Below are 13,690 nucleotides of genomic sequence, written 5' to 3' on the forward strand. Positions count from 1 at the left end.
GACTGACATTGCCGGGACTTTCCATGCTCAATAACGATCGCCTGCTGGTGCAGATTCTGCTGCTGGTGTTGTTTGGTGCCAGCCTGTGGGTGATGGCGCCGTTCTGGTCGGCGCTGTTCTGGGGCGCGGTACTCGCCTTCGCCAGTTGGCCGCTGATGCGATTGCTGACGCGGGCGCTCAATGGCCGCGAATCGCTGGCCGCGTTGATCCTGACACTGGGCTGGATGTTGCTCGTGGCAGCGCCGCTGGTGTGGTTGGGTTTCAACCTCGCCGATCATGTGCGCGATGCCACGGCCTTCATCAAGGACGTACAGGTCGACGGTTTGCCGGAAGCGCCGACCTGGCTTGGCAGCGTGCCTTTGGTGGGTGAGCGGCTGGTGGCGATGTGGGACAGTATCGACCAGCAGGGCGCAGCGTTGATGGTCTCGATCAAACCCTATCTGGGACAGGTCGGCAACTGGCTGCTGGCACGCAGCGCGCAGATTGGCGGCGGGATTCTCGAGCTGACGCTGAGTCTGGTATTCGTGTTCTTTTTCTACCGTGACGGGCCGCGCCTGGCGGCGTTCGTGCACAGTCTACTGCAGCGCTTGATCGGCGATCGTGCCGGTTATTACATCGAGCTTGTGGCCGGAACCGTTCAGCGGGTGGTCAATGGCGTGATTGGTACGGCGGCAGCGCAGGCGGTACTGGCATTGATCGGCTTTTTGATTGCCGGCGTTCCTGGGGCGCTGGTGCTGGGGATCGTCACGTTCCTGCTCAGTCTGATTCCGATGGGGCCGCCGCTGGTGTGGGTGCCGGCCACGGCGTGGCTGGCGTGGAAGGGCGATTACGGGATGGCGGTGTTTCTCGGGATCTGGGGGACGTTCATCATCAGTGGCGTGGACAACGTGCTCAAGCCGTATCTGATCAGCCGTGGCGGCAATCTGCCGTTGGTGATCGTTTTGCTTGGGGTGTTTGGCGGGTTGATTGCGTTTGGGTTTATCGGGTTGTTTATTGGGCCTACGTTGTTGGCGGTGGCTTATAGTCTGTTGACGGATTGGAGTAAGAGTCAGGCTCGGGTTTAGGGGGCTTGGCGGCCTTTGGGCCGACCATGCTGCTTGGGGTTTTGGGTGAATATCCATTTCTGCGGTAACGGCGACTTAGGGTTCCGCCCTTACGGCGGGTCACCTTTTTCAAACGCCAAAAAGGTAACCCAAAAGGCTTGCTCCTGCGTTCGGCCCTCGCAGGCTCGGGTTCCTTCGCTGCGGGATCGATCCGGGCGCAGCGGCTCCGGTTTGCTTCGCTGCACCTACACTCGCTGTGTACGACTGCGTCGTACGGTCGCTGCGCTCCCACGCCCGGATCAATCCCTCCGCTCAGCCTTCCGACGTCGCCGGTGGATCAAGATCAAAAGCCTTACTCGAGCTAACGCTCATCGTGGGTAGGAGCTGCCGAAGGCTCGGGCCGCGATCGGACGATCTTTTGATTTTGATTTTGCTGTTCTGTGGGAGTGAGCTTGCTCGCGAAGGCGGCCTGACAGCCAACCCATCTCTCCCTGAAGCGACACAACTCCTGGGGAGCTGGCTTGCCAGCGATGGGTCCTGGCAGTCAACCAACTCTGCTACAATGCGCGCCGTTTTCGTCCAGCCTGAGAGCCCATCCATGTCCGTCTGCCAGACTCCTATCATCGTCGCCCTGGATTTCCCCACCCGTGACGCCGCACTGAAGCTGGCCGATCAGTTGGACCCGAAACTGTGCCGGGTCAAAGTGGGCAAGGAACTGTTCACCAGTTGCGCGGCGGAAATCGTTGGTACCTTGCGTGACAAGGGTTTTGAAGTGTTCCTGGACCTGAAATTCCACGACATCCCCAACACCACCGCGATGGCCGTGAAGGCCGCTGCGGAGATGGGCGTGTGGATGGTCAATGTGCATTGCTCTGGCGGCCTGCGCATGATGGCCGCTTGCCGTGAGGAGCTGGACAAGCGCAACGGTCCGCAACCGCTGTTGATCGGCGTGACCGTGCTGACCAGCATGGAGCGTGAAGATCTCGCCGGTATCGGTCTGGATATCGAGCCGCAGGAGCAAGTGCTGCGTCTGGCGGCACTGGCCGAGAAGGCCGGGCTGGATGGTCTGGTGTGTTCGGCACTGGAAGCTTCGGCGCTGAAAACCGCGCACCCGTCGCTGCAGCTGGTGACTCCGGGTATTCGTCCGGCCGGTAGCGCGCAGGACGACCAACGGCGGATTCTGACTCCGCGTCAGGCACTGGATGCCGGTTCCGATTATCTGGTGATCGGCCGTCCAATCAGCCAGGCCGCGGATCCGGCGCAGGCGTTGGCCGCAGTCGTAGCCGAAATCGCCTAAAAGATCGCAGCCTTCGGCAGCTCCTACAGGGTCATGTGAACACCTGTAGGAGCTGCGGAACGCTGCGATCTTTTGATCTTCTGTCTTAAACCTTCAACACCAACTTGCCAAAGTTCTCGCCGTTGAACAGTTTCATCAGCGTCTCCGGGAACGTCTCCAGCCCTTCGACTACATCTTCCTTGCTCTTGAGCTGCCCGCCAGCCATCCAGCCGGCCATCTCCTGCGCCGCGCTGGCGAATTGTGCGGCATAGTCCATCACCACAAAACCTTCCATCCGCGCCCGATTGACCAGCAGTGACAGGTAATTGGCCGGGCCTTTGACCGCCTCTTTATTGTTGTACTGGCTGATCGCACCGCAAATCACCACTCGCGCTTTCATGTTCAAGCGGCTCAGCACCGCATCGAGAATGTCGCCGCCGACGTTATCGAAGTACACGTCAACGCCTTTCGGGCATTCGCGCTTCAATCCCGCCACCACGTCTTCAGCCTTGTAATCGATGGCGCCGTCGAAGCCCAGTTCGTCGATGAGGAATTTGCATTTGTCGGCACCGCCGGCAATGCCGACGACGCGGCAGCCTTTGATTTTGGCGATCTGCCCGGCCACGCTCCCCACCGCGCCTGCCGCACCGGACAGCACCACGGTGTCACCTGCCTTGGGTGCGCCGACATCGAGCAGGGCGAAGTAGGCGGTCATGCCGGTCATGCCCAGTGCAGACAGGTAGCGCGGCAATGGTGCGAGTTTCGGATCGACCTTGTAGAAACCGCGGGGCTCGCCGAGGAAATAATCCTGCACGCCGAGGGCACCGTTGACGTAATCGCCCACGGCAAAACCGGGATTGTTCGAGGCGATGACTTTTCCCACGCCCAGTGCGCGCATGACTTCTCCGAGGCCGACCGGCGGGATGTAGGACTTGCCTTCGTTCATCCAGCCGCGCATCGCCGGATCCAGGGACAAATATTCGTTCTTGACCAGGATCTGTCCGGCCTGTGGTTCGCCGACCGGTACTTCCTGATAAGTGAAAGTCTCGCGGGTCGCGGCGCCCACTGGGCGTTTGGCGAGCAGGAACTGGCGATTGGTCTGGTTGGTCATGACAGGCACTCGAACGGAATGAAGCCTTGTAGATAGACCCTCGGCGGCGATGTCGCAAGGTCGGCTGATGCGGCGAATGCAGGTCGATCCCGTGCAGTGATGGTTGTGGGCGGGGTTGTATCACTGCAACGCATGGACCCATAAACGGCTTCTGGATAGTGCTGACGCGCCGTCACCGCAGCTGGCTATGCTGCAACGTCAATATCCCCCGCTTCTTTGCCTTCGAGGACATATCCATGAGCATGACGTTTTCCGGTCAGGTGGTTGTAATCACGGGAGCGGCCCATGGCATCGGCCGGGCGACCGCTCTGGCGTTTGCCGCCGAAGGCCTGAAAGTGGTGGTAGCTGACCTGGATGCGGCTGGCGGCGAAGGAACGGTGGCGCTGATTCGTACAGCAGGTGGCGATGCGACTTTCGTTCGCTGCGACGTGACACTGGAACACGATGTAAAAAATCTGATGGACGAGGTGATCAATACCTACGGTCGTCTCGACTATGCGTTCAACAACGCCGGGATCGAAATCGAGAAAGGCAAACTTGCCGACGGTTCGCTCGACGAATTCGACGCGATCATGGGCGTCAACGTCAAAGGTGTCTGGTTGTGCATGAAGTATCAGTTGCCTCTGCTGTTGGCTCAGGGCGGTGGAGCGATCGTCAACACGGCATCGGTAGCCGGGCTGGGCGCAGCGCCGAAGATGAGCATTTACGCAGCGTCGAAACACGCGGTGATCGGCCTGACCAAATCGGCGGCAATCGAGTATGCGAAGAAGAAAATCCGCGTCAACGCAGTGTGCCCGGCGGTGATCGATACGGACATGTTTCGCCGTGCCTACGAAGCCGATCCGAAGAAGGGCGAATTCGCCAACGCCATGCACCCGGTGGGGCGCATCGGTAAAGTCGAGGAAATCGCCAGTGCGGTGCTGTATCTGTGCAGCGACGGCGCGGCGTTCACCACCGGGCACTCGCTGGCGGTGGACGGAGGCGTGACGGCATTCTGAATGTTGCGCTTATATGAAACCCGCCTTCGCGCGGGTTTTTTGTGCCTCGCGCTCAATGCCGTGAATCCAGTTAAACAATGTGTATCAAATAGTTAGAACCGCTGCATTTGACGGCGTTGTCGCACAGCCTATGCGGCGTGGCTGTGATTTACTGCTGCCAGCAAAACTGACAGGAGTTTGCGAGCTCATGGAACTGAGAATTGACCGACAGGCAATGGTGCCGGTCGTGCAGCAGATTGTGGACGGAATGACTGACTGGATTGTGCAAAGCGGCGTCCCGCCAGCCACCCGGTTGCCCTCCGTACGGCAAATCGCCCGGGGTAATCTGCTCAGCCAGTCGTGCGTCGTCGAAGCCTGCGAGCGTCTGGTTTCGCAGGGCGTTCTGACTACGCGTCAAGGCGCCGGGTTCATTGTTGCGGCATCGCCGACGGTACGTGGTGCAGACCCGGAACTGGCGGCCTTCGAGGGGCGCCACGCCTGGTGTGAAGAGGTGAACGCCACGAACAATCGCTTGAAGCTGGGGCAGGGCGGCTTGCCGCCGAGTTGGCGTGAGCCCGACGATCTCAGCTACGCATTGCGCGAGGTAGCACGCACCGATATGGACAGCCTGTTCAATTACAGCTCGCCGCTGGGCCTTCCAGCGTTGCGCGAGCAAATTGCCAAGCGTCTCAAGCTGCTGAATATCGAGGCTTGCAGCAGCCGCTTGATGAGCACGTGCGGTGCCAGTCATGCGCTGGATCTGATCGTGCGCACGTTGTTCAGGGCCGGCGACTGTGTGGTGGTGGAAACGCCCGGTTATGCACCGTTGTTTGACCTGTTGCAGATGCACGGTGTGCGTATGCTCGAAGTGCGTCGGACGCCGAGCGGGCCGGACATCGAAATGCTCGAGTCCATGCTTCGTCAGTTTCGCCCCGTCGCCCTGTTCATCGGAAGTCATCACCACAATCCCACTGGCAGTTGCCTGACACCCGCCGTGGCTCAGCGCATCGTACAGTTGAGCAAGACCTACGATCTGCGTGTGATCGAAGATGATGTCTATGCCGATCTGCACACCGGCAACGGCACGCGTCTGGCAGCGCTGGAGCATGAGGGGCGGGTCATTTATGTGGGCAGCTTCTCCAAGACACTGAGCAGTTCGTTGCGGGTCGGCTTTGTCTCGGCTGACAGCGAGCTGCTGACGCGCCTGGCCGAGGTCAAGATGATCAGCGGCCTCGGCTGTTCCAGATTGGCCGAGGCGGTCCTGGCCAGGCTGATGGCAACGGGCGCATATCGCAAACTGGTGCAGCGCCAGCGGCAGCGCTTGAATGCCGATCGCGCGGCAGCCTTACAGGCCCTGGAAGATGCCGAATGGGAAGTGTTCGGCAAGCCGGTTGGCGGGCTGTTCATCTGGGCGCGCTCACGATTGAGCGATCAGACGTTGGTGCGCAGGCAGGCGCAGCGCTGCGGGATCGTGTTATCAGCGGCGGATGCCTTCAGTCCCAGCGGTGAGTCCGGCGATTGGCATCGCATCAACGTTGCCTGTGCCTGCGACCCGCGCGCCCGGCAGTTCTTTCGCAATACGTGCGCGGATCGACCTCAATCATTCTGAAAACGACACGGGCGTAGCTTTTTGCCATTATTCCGCTGCCCGAGACTTGTGCTGGTTCGAGCCCGTTGCGAATCTGCGTCAACAGACTTTGGCTGGGGACTACGCAATGATTTCCGCCGTGCAAGGACATTTTGCCAACCTCGGTATGGCGAAAAAACTGGGTATCGGGTTTGTCCTGGTCTTGCTGCTGACTGCATTGGTCGCGGCGATTGGCGTCTGGTCCCTGCAAACCATCAGTCTGCGTTTTGACGGCTTGAAGCAGATGTCCACGCTCAACAACGGTCTGCTCAAGGTGCGCCTGCTCGAGCAGGAGTACGCCCTGCGCGGCAACCCGAAAACCGCTGATGCCTTGCGCGAAGGCGTCGATGCCCTGGTTGTCCTTGCCGGTGAACTCAAAGCACAAACGCCGGCCAATGTGCCGGTGATGAGCGAGGTCGAGCAAGCATTGGGCGCGTATCGCAAAGCGTTCGATGAGTTCGTTTCGCTGAGCCAGGCCAAGGACCTCGCACTGGAAATGGCCAGTTGGTCGGTATCCAGCGTGGCCAATAACCTCGACGTGTTGCAGAGCGGGCTGGCCGACGATGGCGCCTATACCCTCAAGGACACCGAGGGCAAGGATGGCGCGCAGTTCATCGAGCAGGCGAATCAGGTCAGCCAGGTTTCGCGGCTGATGCTGCAGGCAATGAATGAAGCGCGCGTGCGCCTTGATCAAAGCCGCAAGGGCGAGTCCGACAATGCCGGCCAGGGCAACATCGAGCAGGCCGCGCAGGCACAGGAGCAGGCCGAGACGCTGAAAACCACGGTCAAGGACGAAGGCTATCTGACCGTGCTCAATGAAGTGTCGGGGCACATCGCCGGGTTCAACGAAAAACTTGCTGAATACACCGGCCTGCTGGCTCAGGAAAAAACGGTCTACGACCAGCTGCATCAGCGTGCCGCGCAGGTGGTGGATCGAGTGAATCAGGCCTATGTCGCCGAGGACGCTTCGATGCAGGCCGAGCTGAAGAAGAACGCGATGCTGATCATCGGCTCTTCGGCGCTGGCGTTGCTGGTGGGATTACTCGCCGCATGGGTGATCACGCGGCTGATCGTGGCGCCGTTACGCAGCGTGATTCGCGTGGCTCAGCAGATTGCTGCGGGTGATCTGACGGCGAAGGTCGAGGTCACGCGCCGCGATGAAATGGGTCAGCTGATGCTGGCGATGCAGCAGATGGCTGCCGGGCTCGGCACGATTGTCAGTGGCTTGCAGGCCGGCATCGAGCGTCTGGCCGGTTCCGCGCAATCGCTGTCAGCGGTGACCGAGCAGACCAATCTGGAGGTCAACAGCCAGAAAGAAGAAACCGAGCAGGTGGCCACGGCCATGAATCAGATGACCGCCACTGTGCATGACGTCGCGCGCAATGCCGAAGAAGCGGCGCTGGCAGCGCAGACGGCGGATGACAAGGTCGAGAGCGGTCAGCAGGTGGTGCGCCAGAGCATGGCGCGGATCGAGCAGTTGGCTGATTCGGCGACGTCGGCCAGTTCCAGTATCGAGAGCCTCAGCGCCGAGATTCAGAATATCGGCACGGTGCTTGAAGTGATCAAGAGCGTAGCCGAACAGACCAATCTGTTGGCGCTGAACGCGGCCATCGAAGCGGCGCGGGCCGGTGAGCAGGGCAGGGGATTCGCGGTGGTCGCCGATGAAGTGCGCGCACTGGCACGGCGCACGCAGCAATCGACCGAGGAGATCGAGCGTCTGGTCAGTGCCTTGCGGGCGGCGGCGCAGTCGTCGGTGCAGCAGATTCGCAGCAGTGGCGAATTGGTGAAGCTGGCGGTCAGTGATGCGTTGCAGACCGAGAGTGCGCTGGGGAGTATTGCGGCGGCGGTGTCGTTGATTCAGCAGATGAATCAGCAGATTGCGGCGGCGGCGGAGGAGCAGAGTTCGGTGGCGGAGGAGATCAACCGCAGCGTTACGCAGATTCGTGCGAGTGCGGATCACTCTTCTGTGGCCATGCGCGGGAATGCGGCTTCGAGTGTTGAGCTGGCGCAGTTGGGGGGGGAGTTGCGCTCGATGGTTGGGCATTTTCGGCTTTGAGCCTTGGCGGCCTCTGGGCCGACCAGGCTCTTGGGGTTTTGGGTGAATATCCGTTGCTTCGGGGGTTGCTGATTACGGTTTCGCCCTTACGGCGAGTCCCTTTTTCAAACGCCAAAAAGGAACCAAAAGGCTGTGCCCTGACGTTCGGCCCGCTCGCTTGGGCTCGGGGTTCCTTCGCTGCGGGATCGATCCGGGCGCAGCGTCTCCGGTTTGCTTCGCTGCACCTCCTCCCGCTGTGTACGACTGCGTCGTACGGTCGCTGCGCTCCCACGCCCGCATCAATCCCTCCGCTCAGCCTGCCGACGGGCTCCAGGATCAAAAGCGGAACTCGAGCTAACGCTCATCGTAGGTAGGAGCTGCCGGAGGCTCGGGCCGCGATCGGACGATCTTTTGACTTTGCTTTTCCGTGGAAGCGAGCTTGCTCGCGAAGGCGGCCTGACAGCCGACCAGGTCTTGAGTGTTACCCGATCCAACTGTAGGAGCTGCCGGAGGCTGCGGTCTTTTGCTCTTGCTTTTCTGTGGGAGCGAGCCTGCTCGCGATGGCGATCTTCAAATCACACCCTCTTTAACCCCCCCACAAAGAAGCCACCGATTACGGTGGCTTCTTTCCCGGCATTCGCCTCAGTCGTAAATCACTTTCTTCTTCCAGTCCGCATCCGCTTCGACATCTTTCAAACCGGCGGTCAATTGGTTTTCTTCACCTTCAACCGGGGCAATTTTGTCCATGACCTGGGCATTGGCACGGGCGAGGAGTTTTTCCAGGTATTGCAGTTGCTCCGCGTACATCTGCGGATCCTGTTGTTTGCGCAGGTATTGCACGCCACGTTCGAAGGCGAGGCGGGCCTGGCCGGGTTGGTTTTGTTGCAGGGATTGTTGGCCCAGGTTATTGAAGAATTCGATGTGCAGCAGCACAAGGATGTGGCGCACTTCGCGAATCCACTGTTTGGCTTCGTTTGGTGGCAGGAAGCCGTCGTGGGCGGCGCGGGTGATCTGGCCGTGCAGGGCTTCGAGGAGGAAGCGCACGTCTTTGGCTTTGGCTTCGGTCAGGATAGGCGCGGGCGGGTTGTTCACCGGGATCGATTCGCCCTGGGCCACCAGGGCACTGAGTTCGGTGATGCGGGCCTTGGTGGTCGCGCTGGTTTTTTCCAGATTGAGCAGGCGCTGGCAGACGTTGAGTTCAAGGCGGGTCAGCAACAGCTTGAGCGCCGGGGTCATGAACTGGCCGGGGAAGGTTTCGGTCAGTTCGCCGCAGCGGCGCAGGCGGTCGTTGAGTTCGACTTTGGTGCGGGCCTTCTCCAGTTTGTTGTTTTCCACCACATGGTTCATGTAGCCAATGGCGATCAGAATTGCGATCCCGGCTACGACTAGCAGGGTGATCATGAGTGGTGTCACCGGTAAGACCTCTTTATAGGGTTCGCATGCGAGTGTAGTGGCTGGGCATTTAGGCGCCTAGCGCCGCTCGACGGGTTTGATCGGCTGCTGCAATCTGTATCGGCCGCCGGCTGTATAGATGAATGCTGGCGCTTGATGTGCAGATTGCCATCACTGTGCGGTGGACTATAACGTCTTGGCGAGTGGCGGAATATAGGCGTCAGGTTTCGGATGACGGAAAAGCCCTACGCGGCCCTTAATCCAGGTCGAAGTCATTGATTTAAATAAATTTATATCAAGGGGTTGACGACCTCTCAATCCATCCATAGAATGCGCGCCACTTGCAGCGTAAAGCACACAGCGAAACGCGGCAGGGAGTGAATGTTGTAGTGTGTCCCCTTCGTCTAGTGGCCTAGGACACCGCCCTTTCACGGCGGTAACAGGGGTTCGAGTCCCCTAGGGGACGCCAATGCGGGAATAGCTCAGTTGGTAGAGCACGACCTTGCCAAGGTCGGGGTCGCGAGTTCGAGTCTCGTTTCCCGCTCCAATTTTAAACAGCAGTGCTTTCGGGCGGTGCTGAGTGAAACCAGAACCAAGTCTTCGGATGCGGATCTGGACACCGAAACACACACCATGTGTTCCGGGTAGCGTGTCCCCTTCGTCTAGTGGCCTAGGACACCGCCCTTTCACGGCGGTAACAGGGGTTCGAGTCCCCTAGGGGACGCCATTTGCGGGAATAGCTCAGTTGGTAGAGCACGACCTTGCCAAGGTCGGGGTCGCGAGTTCGAGTCTCGTTTCCCGCTCCAATTTCACAAAAACGCCGATCAGCGATGATCGGCGTTTTTGTTTGTGCGCGTTTTGTGGTGGCAACGAAAAAGGACCCTGCCCTGGAACCAGTGCAGGGTGCCTTTCCAGTTTCAATGGAATCACCCAATCATACAGCTGCAGGATTCTGCTTCTCGGGGTCAATCCCATAGAGAACAATCGCTTCGGCCACTTTTTCCCGTGCCAGCGCTCCGTCATCGGCCAGCGCTTTCAGGGCCGCCAAGGCAATGAAATGGCGATCCACTTCGAAGAACCGACGCAACGATTCGCGGGTGTCCGATTGGCCGAAACCGTCAGTGCCCAGGGCGACGAAGCGGCGATTGGGCACGAACGGGCGGATCTGATCGGCGAATATCTTCATATAGTCGGTCGCGATCACTACCGGACCCTGTGCATCCTGCAGGCAACTTTCAACGTGGCTGATGCGAGGCGTCTGTTGTGGATGAAGCAGGTTCCAGCGTTCGGCATCCTGGCCCTCCCGACGCAGTTCGGTCAGGCTGGTCACGCTCCATACGTCACTGCTGACGCCAAAATCCCGCTCCAACAACTGGGCAGCGGCGACGACTTCCAGCAGGATCGAACCGCAACCCATCAGTTGCACATGCTTGCCTTCGGCGGGCTGCGCACTGGCGCTGAGCCGGTACATGCCTTTGAGGATGTCTTGCTCGACACCCTCGGGCATCGGCGGATGGGCGTAGTTCTCGTTGAGCAGCGTGATGTAGTAAAAGATATCCTCGTTTTCGACATACATCCGCCGCATCCCGTCCTGGATGATCACCGCCAATTCATAGGCGTAAGTGGGGTCATAGGACACGCAACAGGGGATGGTGGAGGACAGGACATGGCTATGGCCGTCGTCGTGTTGCAGGCCTTCGCCCATCAGCGTGGTCCGGCCGGACGTGGCGCCGAGCAGGAAACCCCGGGCGCGGGCGTCACCTGCCGCCCAAGCGAGGTCGCCGACGCGCTGGAAGCCGAACATCGAGTAGAAAATATAGAAGGGCACCGTCATTACGGCGTGGGTGCTGTAAGAAGTGCTCGCGGCGATCCAGGAAGAAATTCCGCCGGATTCGTTCAGGCCTTCCTGCATGATCTGGCCATCCCTGGCTTCCTTGTAATAACTCAGTTGGCCGGCGTCCTGAGGTGTATAGAGTTGGCCGACATGGGAGTGGATGCCAATCTGGCGGAACAGGCTTTCCATACCGAAGGTGCGTGATTCATCGGGGACGATCGGCACGATCAGTTTGCCGATATTCGGATCCTTGAGCAGCGTGCCGAGGATGCGCACGAACGCCATGGTCGTCGAGATCGCCCGCTCGCCAGTCCCTTTGAGCTGTGTATCCAGCGCCGACAAAGGCGGGACCTGCAATGGCGCCACGGCATTGAAACGGGCCGGGATGTAACCGCCCAACTGGCTTCGCCTGGCTTGCAGGTACAGCGTCTCGACGCTGTCCGCAGCCGGTTTGAGGTAAGGCATGTCGCCGAGCTGATCATCGCTGAGTTCGAGTCCGAACCGATCCCGGAAGGCCCTCACCGCTTCGTCGCCCATCTTCTTGAGCTGGTGGTTGATATTCTGGCCTTCACCGGCTTCGCCCATGCCGAAACCCTTCACCGTCTTGGCCAGGATCACTGTCGGTCCGCCGACGTGGCGCATGGCGGCGGCGTAGGCGTTGTGGACTTTCTCCGGATCGTGGCCACCACGGGACAGTTTCCAGATGTCGTCATCGCTCAGGTCACTGACCAGCTCCAGCAGCTCGGGGTATTTGCCGAAGAAATGCTCCCGCACATAGGCGCCGTTCTGCGACTTGTAGTTCTGATAGTCGCCGTCGACGCACTCCATCATCCGTTGGCGCAGCAGGCCGGTCCTGTCCTTCTCCAGCAGGGCATCCCAGCCGCTGCCCCAGATGACCTTGAGTACATTCCAGCCGGCCGCCCGGTACAGGCTTTCAAACTCCTGAATCACCTTGCTGTTGCCGCGAACCGGTCCGTCGAGGCGCTGCAGATTGCAGTTGACGACAAAGATGAGGTTGTCGAGCTTTTCCCGGCCCGCGAGCGAAATCGCCGCCAGGGATTCCGGCTGGTCCATTTCACCGTCGCCGAGGAATGCCCATACTTTTCGCCCCTGATGTTCCTTCAGCCCGCGGTCTTCCAGGTAACGCATGAACCGGGCCTGGTACGCGGCGGTAATTGGCCCGAGCCCCATGGACACCGTCGGGAATTGCCAGAACTCCGGCATCAGCCGTGGATGCGGATAGGATGAAATACCGTCACGGTCGGTTTCGCGGCGGAAGTTGTCCAGTTGCTCTTCACTCAGGCGTCCTTCCAGATACGCCCGTGCATAGATGCCAGGTGAGGAGTGGCCCTGGATGTACACCATGTCGCCGGCGAACTGCTCGGTGCGGCCACGGAAAAAATGCTCGAAGCCGACGTCATACAAAACCGCTGCCGACGCGTAGGACGCGATGTGACCGCCCACGTTCGAATGTTTGCCGGCGCGCAGCACCATGGCCAGCGCGTTCCAGCGAATATAGGCATTGATCCGGCGCTCCACGGCCAGGTCGCCGGGGTAGGGCTGCTGGCGGTCGACCGGGATCGTATTGACGTAGGGCGTCGTCACGCGCCCGTAGAAATCACCGTGACGGTTGGCGTCGAAATCAAGCATCTGATCGATCAGATAGTGGGCGCGAGGGCGTCCTTCGACGTTCGCCACCGACTCGATGGATTCGAGCCATTCGCGAGTCTCTTGTGGATCCTCGTCAAGAAAAGCGGGTTGTTGTGCCATCGTTGTCGTCTCCTGAACATTGCAGCAGCACCGAGTCGTTTGGTGCCTGACCAAGGGGCGTGGGTCAGCGCCAGCCTTCGAGTTTGTAGTTGCATTTGCAACTACGTGAAAGAACTTAGCCTGCCGTGCGCTACAATTGCAACTAAATCGATTTCATGAAAAAGGTGATGCATGTCTTCCAACGAGCCGGATACCTGGTTCAGATTCGTCAGGGCACACCGCTGCCTGATCCGCGAGATCGAACGCCGGCTGGCGGCCGCCGGGCTGCCGGCCTACGCCTGGTACGACGCGTTATGGGGGTTGGAAAGCGGCCCCGAAGGCACCCGGCGAATGAATGAACTGGCGGATGTGATGGCCATCGAGCGCTATAACCTCACTCGCCTGGTTGACCGCCTGGAGGCCGAAGGCCTGGTCACCCGCAGCCGCGCCAGCGATGACGGTCGCGGCGCGTATGCCAGCATCACCGAGCAGGGCAAGGCGCTACGCAAGAAAATGTGGGCGATCTATGAAGGCGCGGTGGACGAACTGTTCCTGTCGCAATTCGACGACACCCAGCAACGGCTTTTCAGCGATGCCCTCGAGCGCGCGGCCAGCGCGGCGCGCAGCAGTGGGCGGGCGAAGTGAG

At 60.1% G+C, this 13,690-nt stretch carries 9 protein-coding genes, 4 tRNA genes and 1 pseudogene; 11 read left to right on the top strand and 3 right to left on the bottom strand.

What is annotated here, in order from left to right; genetic code table 11:
- The first annotated feature begins 23 nt into the window (after positions 1 to 23).
- Together AC0Z4S_RS23690 and pyrF are read left to right on the top strand one after the other, a co-directional pair.
- The gene (locus AC0Z4S_RS23690; protein ID WP_042607148.1) at positions 24 to 1,064 is read left to right on the top strand and encodes an AI-2E family transporter; all 1,041 of its coding nucleotides are present in this window, start codon (positions 24 to 26) and stop codon (positions 1,062 to 1,064) included.
- 577 nt (positions 1,065 to 1,641) lie between these two features.
- Positions 1,642 to 2,340 carry an orotidine-5'-phosphate decarboxylase gene (gene pyrF, locus AC0Z4S_RS23695; protein ID WP_253504416.1) on the top strand — a complete coding sequence of 233 codons (699 nt, stop codon included), beginning with the start codon at positions 1,642 to 1,644 and terminating at the stop codon, positions 2,338 to 2,340.
- 85 nt (positions 2,341 to 2,425) lie between these two features.
- Here the strand turns inward: pyrF and AC0Z4S_RS23700 are convergent, their stop codons facing one another.
- Positions 2,426 to 3,430 (bottom strand): NADP-dependent oxidoreductase, encoded by a 1,005-nt coding sequence (locus AC0Z4S_RS23700; RefSeq protein ID WP_471880135.1) that lies wholly within the window; start codon positions 3,428 to 3,430, stop codon positions 2,426 to 2,428.
- A gap of 236 nt (positions 3,431 to 3,666) precedes the next feature.
- On the opposite strand from AC0Z4S_RS23700, the gene AC0Z4S_RS23705 reads away from it, so the two are divergent.
- From AC0Z4S_RS23705 to AC0Z4S_RS23720, 4 genes and pseudogenes are all read left to right on the top strand, one after another.
- Entirely contained in the window at positions 3,667 to 4,428 is a 762-nt protein-coding gene (locus AC0Z4S_RS23705) for an SDR family oxidoreductase (RefSeq protein WP_485624801.1), read from the top strand.
- 187 nt (positions 4,429 to 4,615) lie between these two features.
- Positions 4,616 to 6,016 carry an aminotransferase-like domain-containing protein gene (locus AC0Z4S_RS23710; protein ID WP_485624802.1) on the top strand — a complete coding sequence of 467 codons (1,401 nt, stop codon included), beginning with the start codon at positions 4,616 to 4,618 and terminating at the stop codon, positions 6,014 to 6,016.
- A gap of 1,015 nt (positions 6,017 to 7,031) precedes the next feature.
- Positions 7,032 to 7,229: pseudogene (locus AC0Z4S_RS23715) on the top strand (HAMP domain-containing protein); the annotation flags it as partial.
- Positions 7,227 to 8,090, top strand: a complete 864-nt coding sequence (locus AC0Z4S_RS23720; RefSeq protein ID WP_371699606.1) for a methyl-accepting chemotaxis protein — start codon at positions 7,227 to 7,229, stop codon at positions 8,088 to 8,090. The pseudogene AC0Z4S_RS23715 and the gene AC0Z4S_RS23720, both read left to right, overlap by 3 nt.
- A gap of 621 nt (positions 8,091 to 8,711) precedes the next feature.
- Here AC0Z4S_RS23720 and AC0Z4S_RS23725 read toward each other — a convergent pair.
- Positions 8,712 to 9,470 carry a hypothetical protein gene (locus tag AC0Z4S_RS23725; RefSeq protein ID WP_039764159.1) on the bottom strand — a complete coding sequence of 253 codons (759 nt, stop codon included), beginning with the start codon at positions 9,468 to 9,470 and terminating at the stop codon, positions 8,712 to 8,714.
- A 384-nt stretch (positions 9,471 to 9,854) separates the two neighbouring features.
- Here AC0Z4S_RS23725 and AC0Z4S_RS23730 point away from each other — a divergent pair.
- From AC0Z4S_RS23730 to AC0Z4S_RS23745, 4 genes are all read left to right on the top strand, one after another.
- Positions 9,855 to 9,930, top strand: a tRNA-Glu gene (locus tag AC0Z4S_RS23730).
- 2 nt (positions 9,931 to 9,932) lie between these two features.
- Positions 9,933 to 10,008, top strand: a tRNA-Gly gene (locus tag AC0Z4S_RS23735).
- A 104-nt stretch (positions 10,009 to 10,112) separates the two neighbouring features.
- Positions 10,113 to 10,188: transfer RNA gene (locus tag AC0Z4S_RS23740), tRNA-Glu, on the top strand.
- Positions 10,189 to 10,191: 3 nt separating this feature from the next.
- Positions 10,192 to 10,267, top strand: a tRNA-Gly gene (locus AC0Z4S_RS23745).
- Positions 10,268 to 10,395: 128 nt separating this feature from the next.
- Here AC0Z4S_RS23745 and aceE read toward each other — a convergent pair.
- On the bottom strand, positions 10,396 to 13,065 hold the full coding sequence (gene aceE / locus AC0Z4S_RS23750; RefSeq protein ID WP_485624803.1) for a pyruvate dehydrogenase (acetyl-transferring), homodimeric type: 2,670 nt from the start codon (positions 13,063 to 13,065) through the stop codon (positions 10,396 to 10,398).
- A 171-nt stretch (positions 13,066 to 13,236) separates the two neighbouring features.
- On the opposite strand from aceE, the gene AC0Z4S_RS23755 reads away from it, so the two are divergent.
- On the top strand, positions 13,237 to 13,689 hold the full coding sequence (locus tag AC0Z4S_RS23755; RefSeq protein WP_186546939.1) for a MarR family winged helix-turn-helix transcriptional regulator: 453 nt from the start codon (positions 13,237 to 13,239) through the stop codon (positions 13,687 to 13,689).
- Position 13,690 lies beyond the last annotated feature (1 nt).

This window comes from Pseudomonas sp. 1L-B-1-E-C1 (assembly GCF_057291835.1).

Excerpts from the sequence above, each read along its gene's own strand:
- AC0Z4S_RS23705 (WP_485624801.1), top strand. The coding sequence starts at position 3,667 with ATGAGCATGACGTTTTCCGGTCAGGTGGTTGTAATCACGGGAGCGGCC.
- AC0Z4S_RS23700 (WP_471880135.1), bottom strand. The coding sequence starts at position 3,430 with ATGACCAACCAGACCAATCGCCAGTTCCTGCTCGCCAAACGCCCAGTG.
- AC0Z4S_RS23725 (WP_039764159.1), bottom strand. The coding sequence starts at position 9,470 with ATGATCACCCTGCTAGTCGTAGCCGGGATCGCAATTCTGATCGCCATT.
- aceE (WP_485624803.1), bottom strand. The coding sequence starts at position 13,065 with ATGGCACAACAACCCGCTTTTCTTGACGAGGATCCACAAGAGACTCGC.
- AC0Z4S_RS23755 (WP_186546939.1), top strand. The coding sequence starts at position 13,237 with ATGTCTTCCAACGAGCCGGATACCTGGTTCAGATTCGTCAGGGCACAC.
- AC0Z4S_RS23710 (WP_485624802.1), top strand. The coding sequence starts at position 4,616 with ATGGAACTGAGAATTGACCGACAGGCAATGGTGCCGGTCGTGCAGCAG.
- pyrF (WP_253504416.1), top strand. The coding sequence starts at position 1,642 with ATGTCCGTCTGCCAGACTCCTATCATCGTCGCCCTGGATTTCCCCACC.
- AC0Z4S_RS23720 (WP_371699606.1), top strand. The coding sequence starts at position 7,227 with ATGGCTGCCGGGCTCGGCACGATTGTCAGTGGCTTGCAGGCCGGCATC.
- AC0Z4S_RS23690 (WP_042607148.1), top strand. The coding sequence starts at position 24 with ATGCTCAATAACGATCGCCTGCTGGTGCAGATTCTGCTGCTGGTGTTG.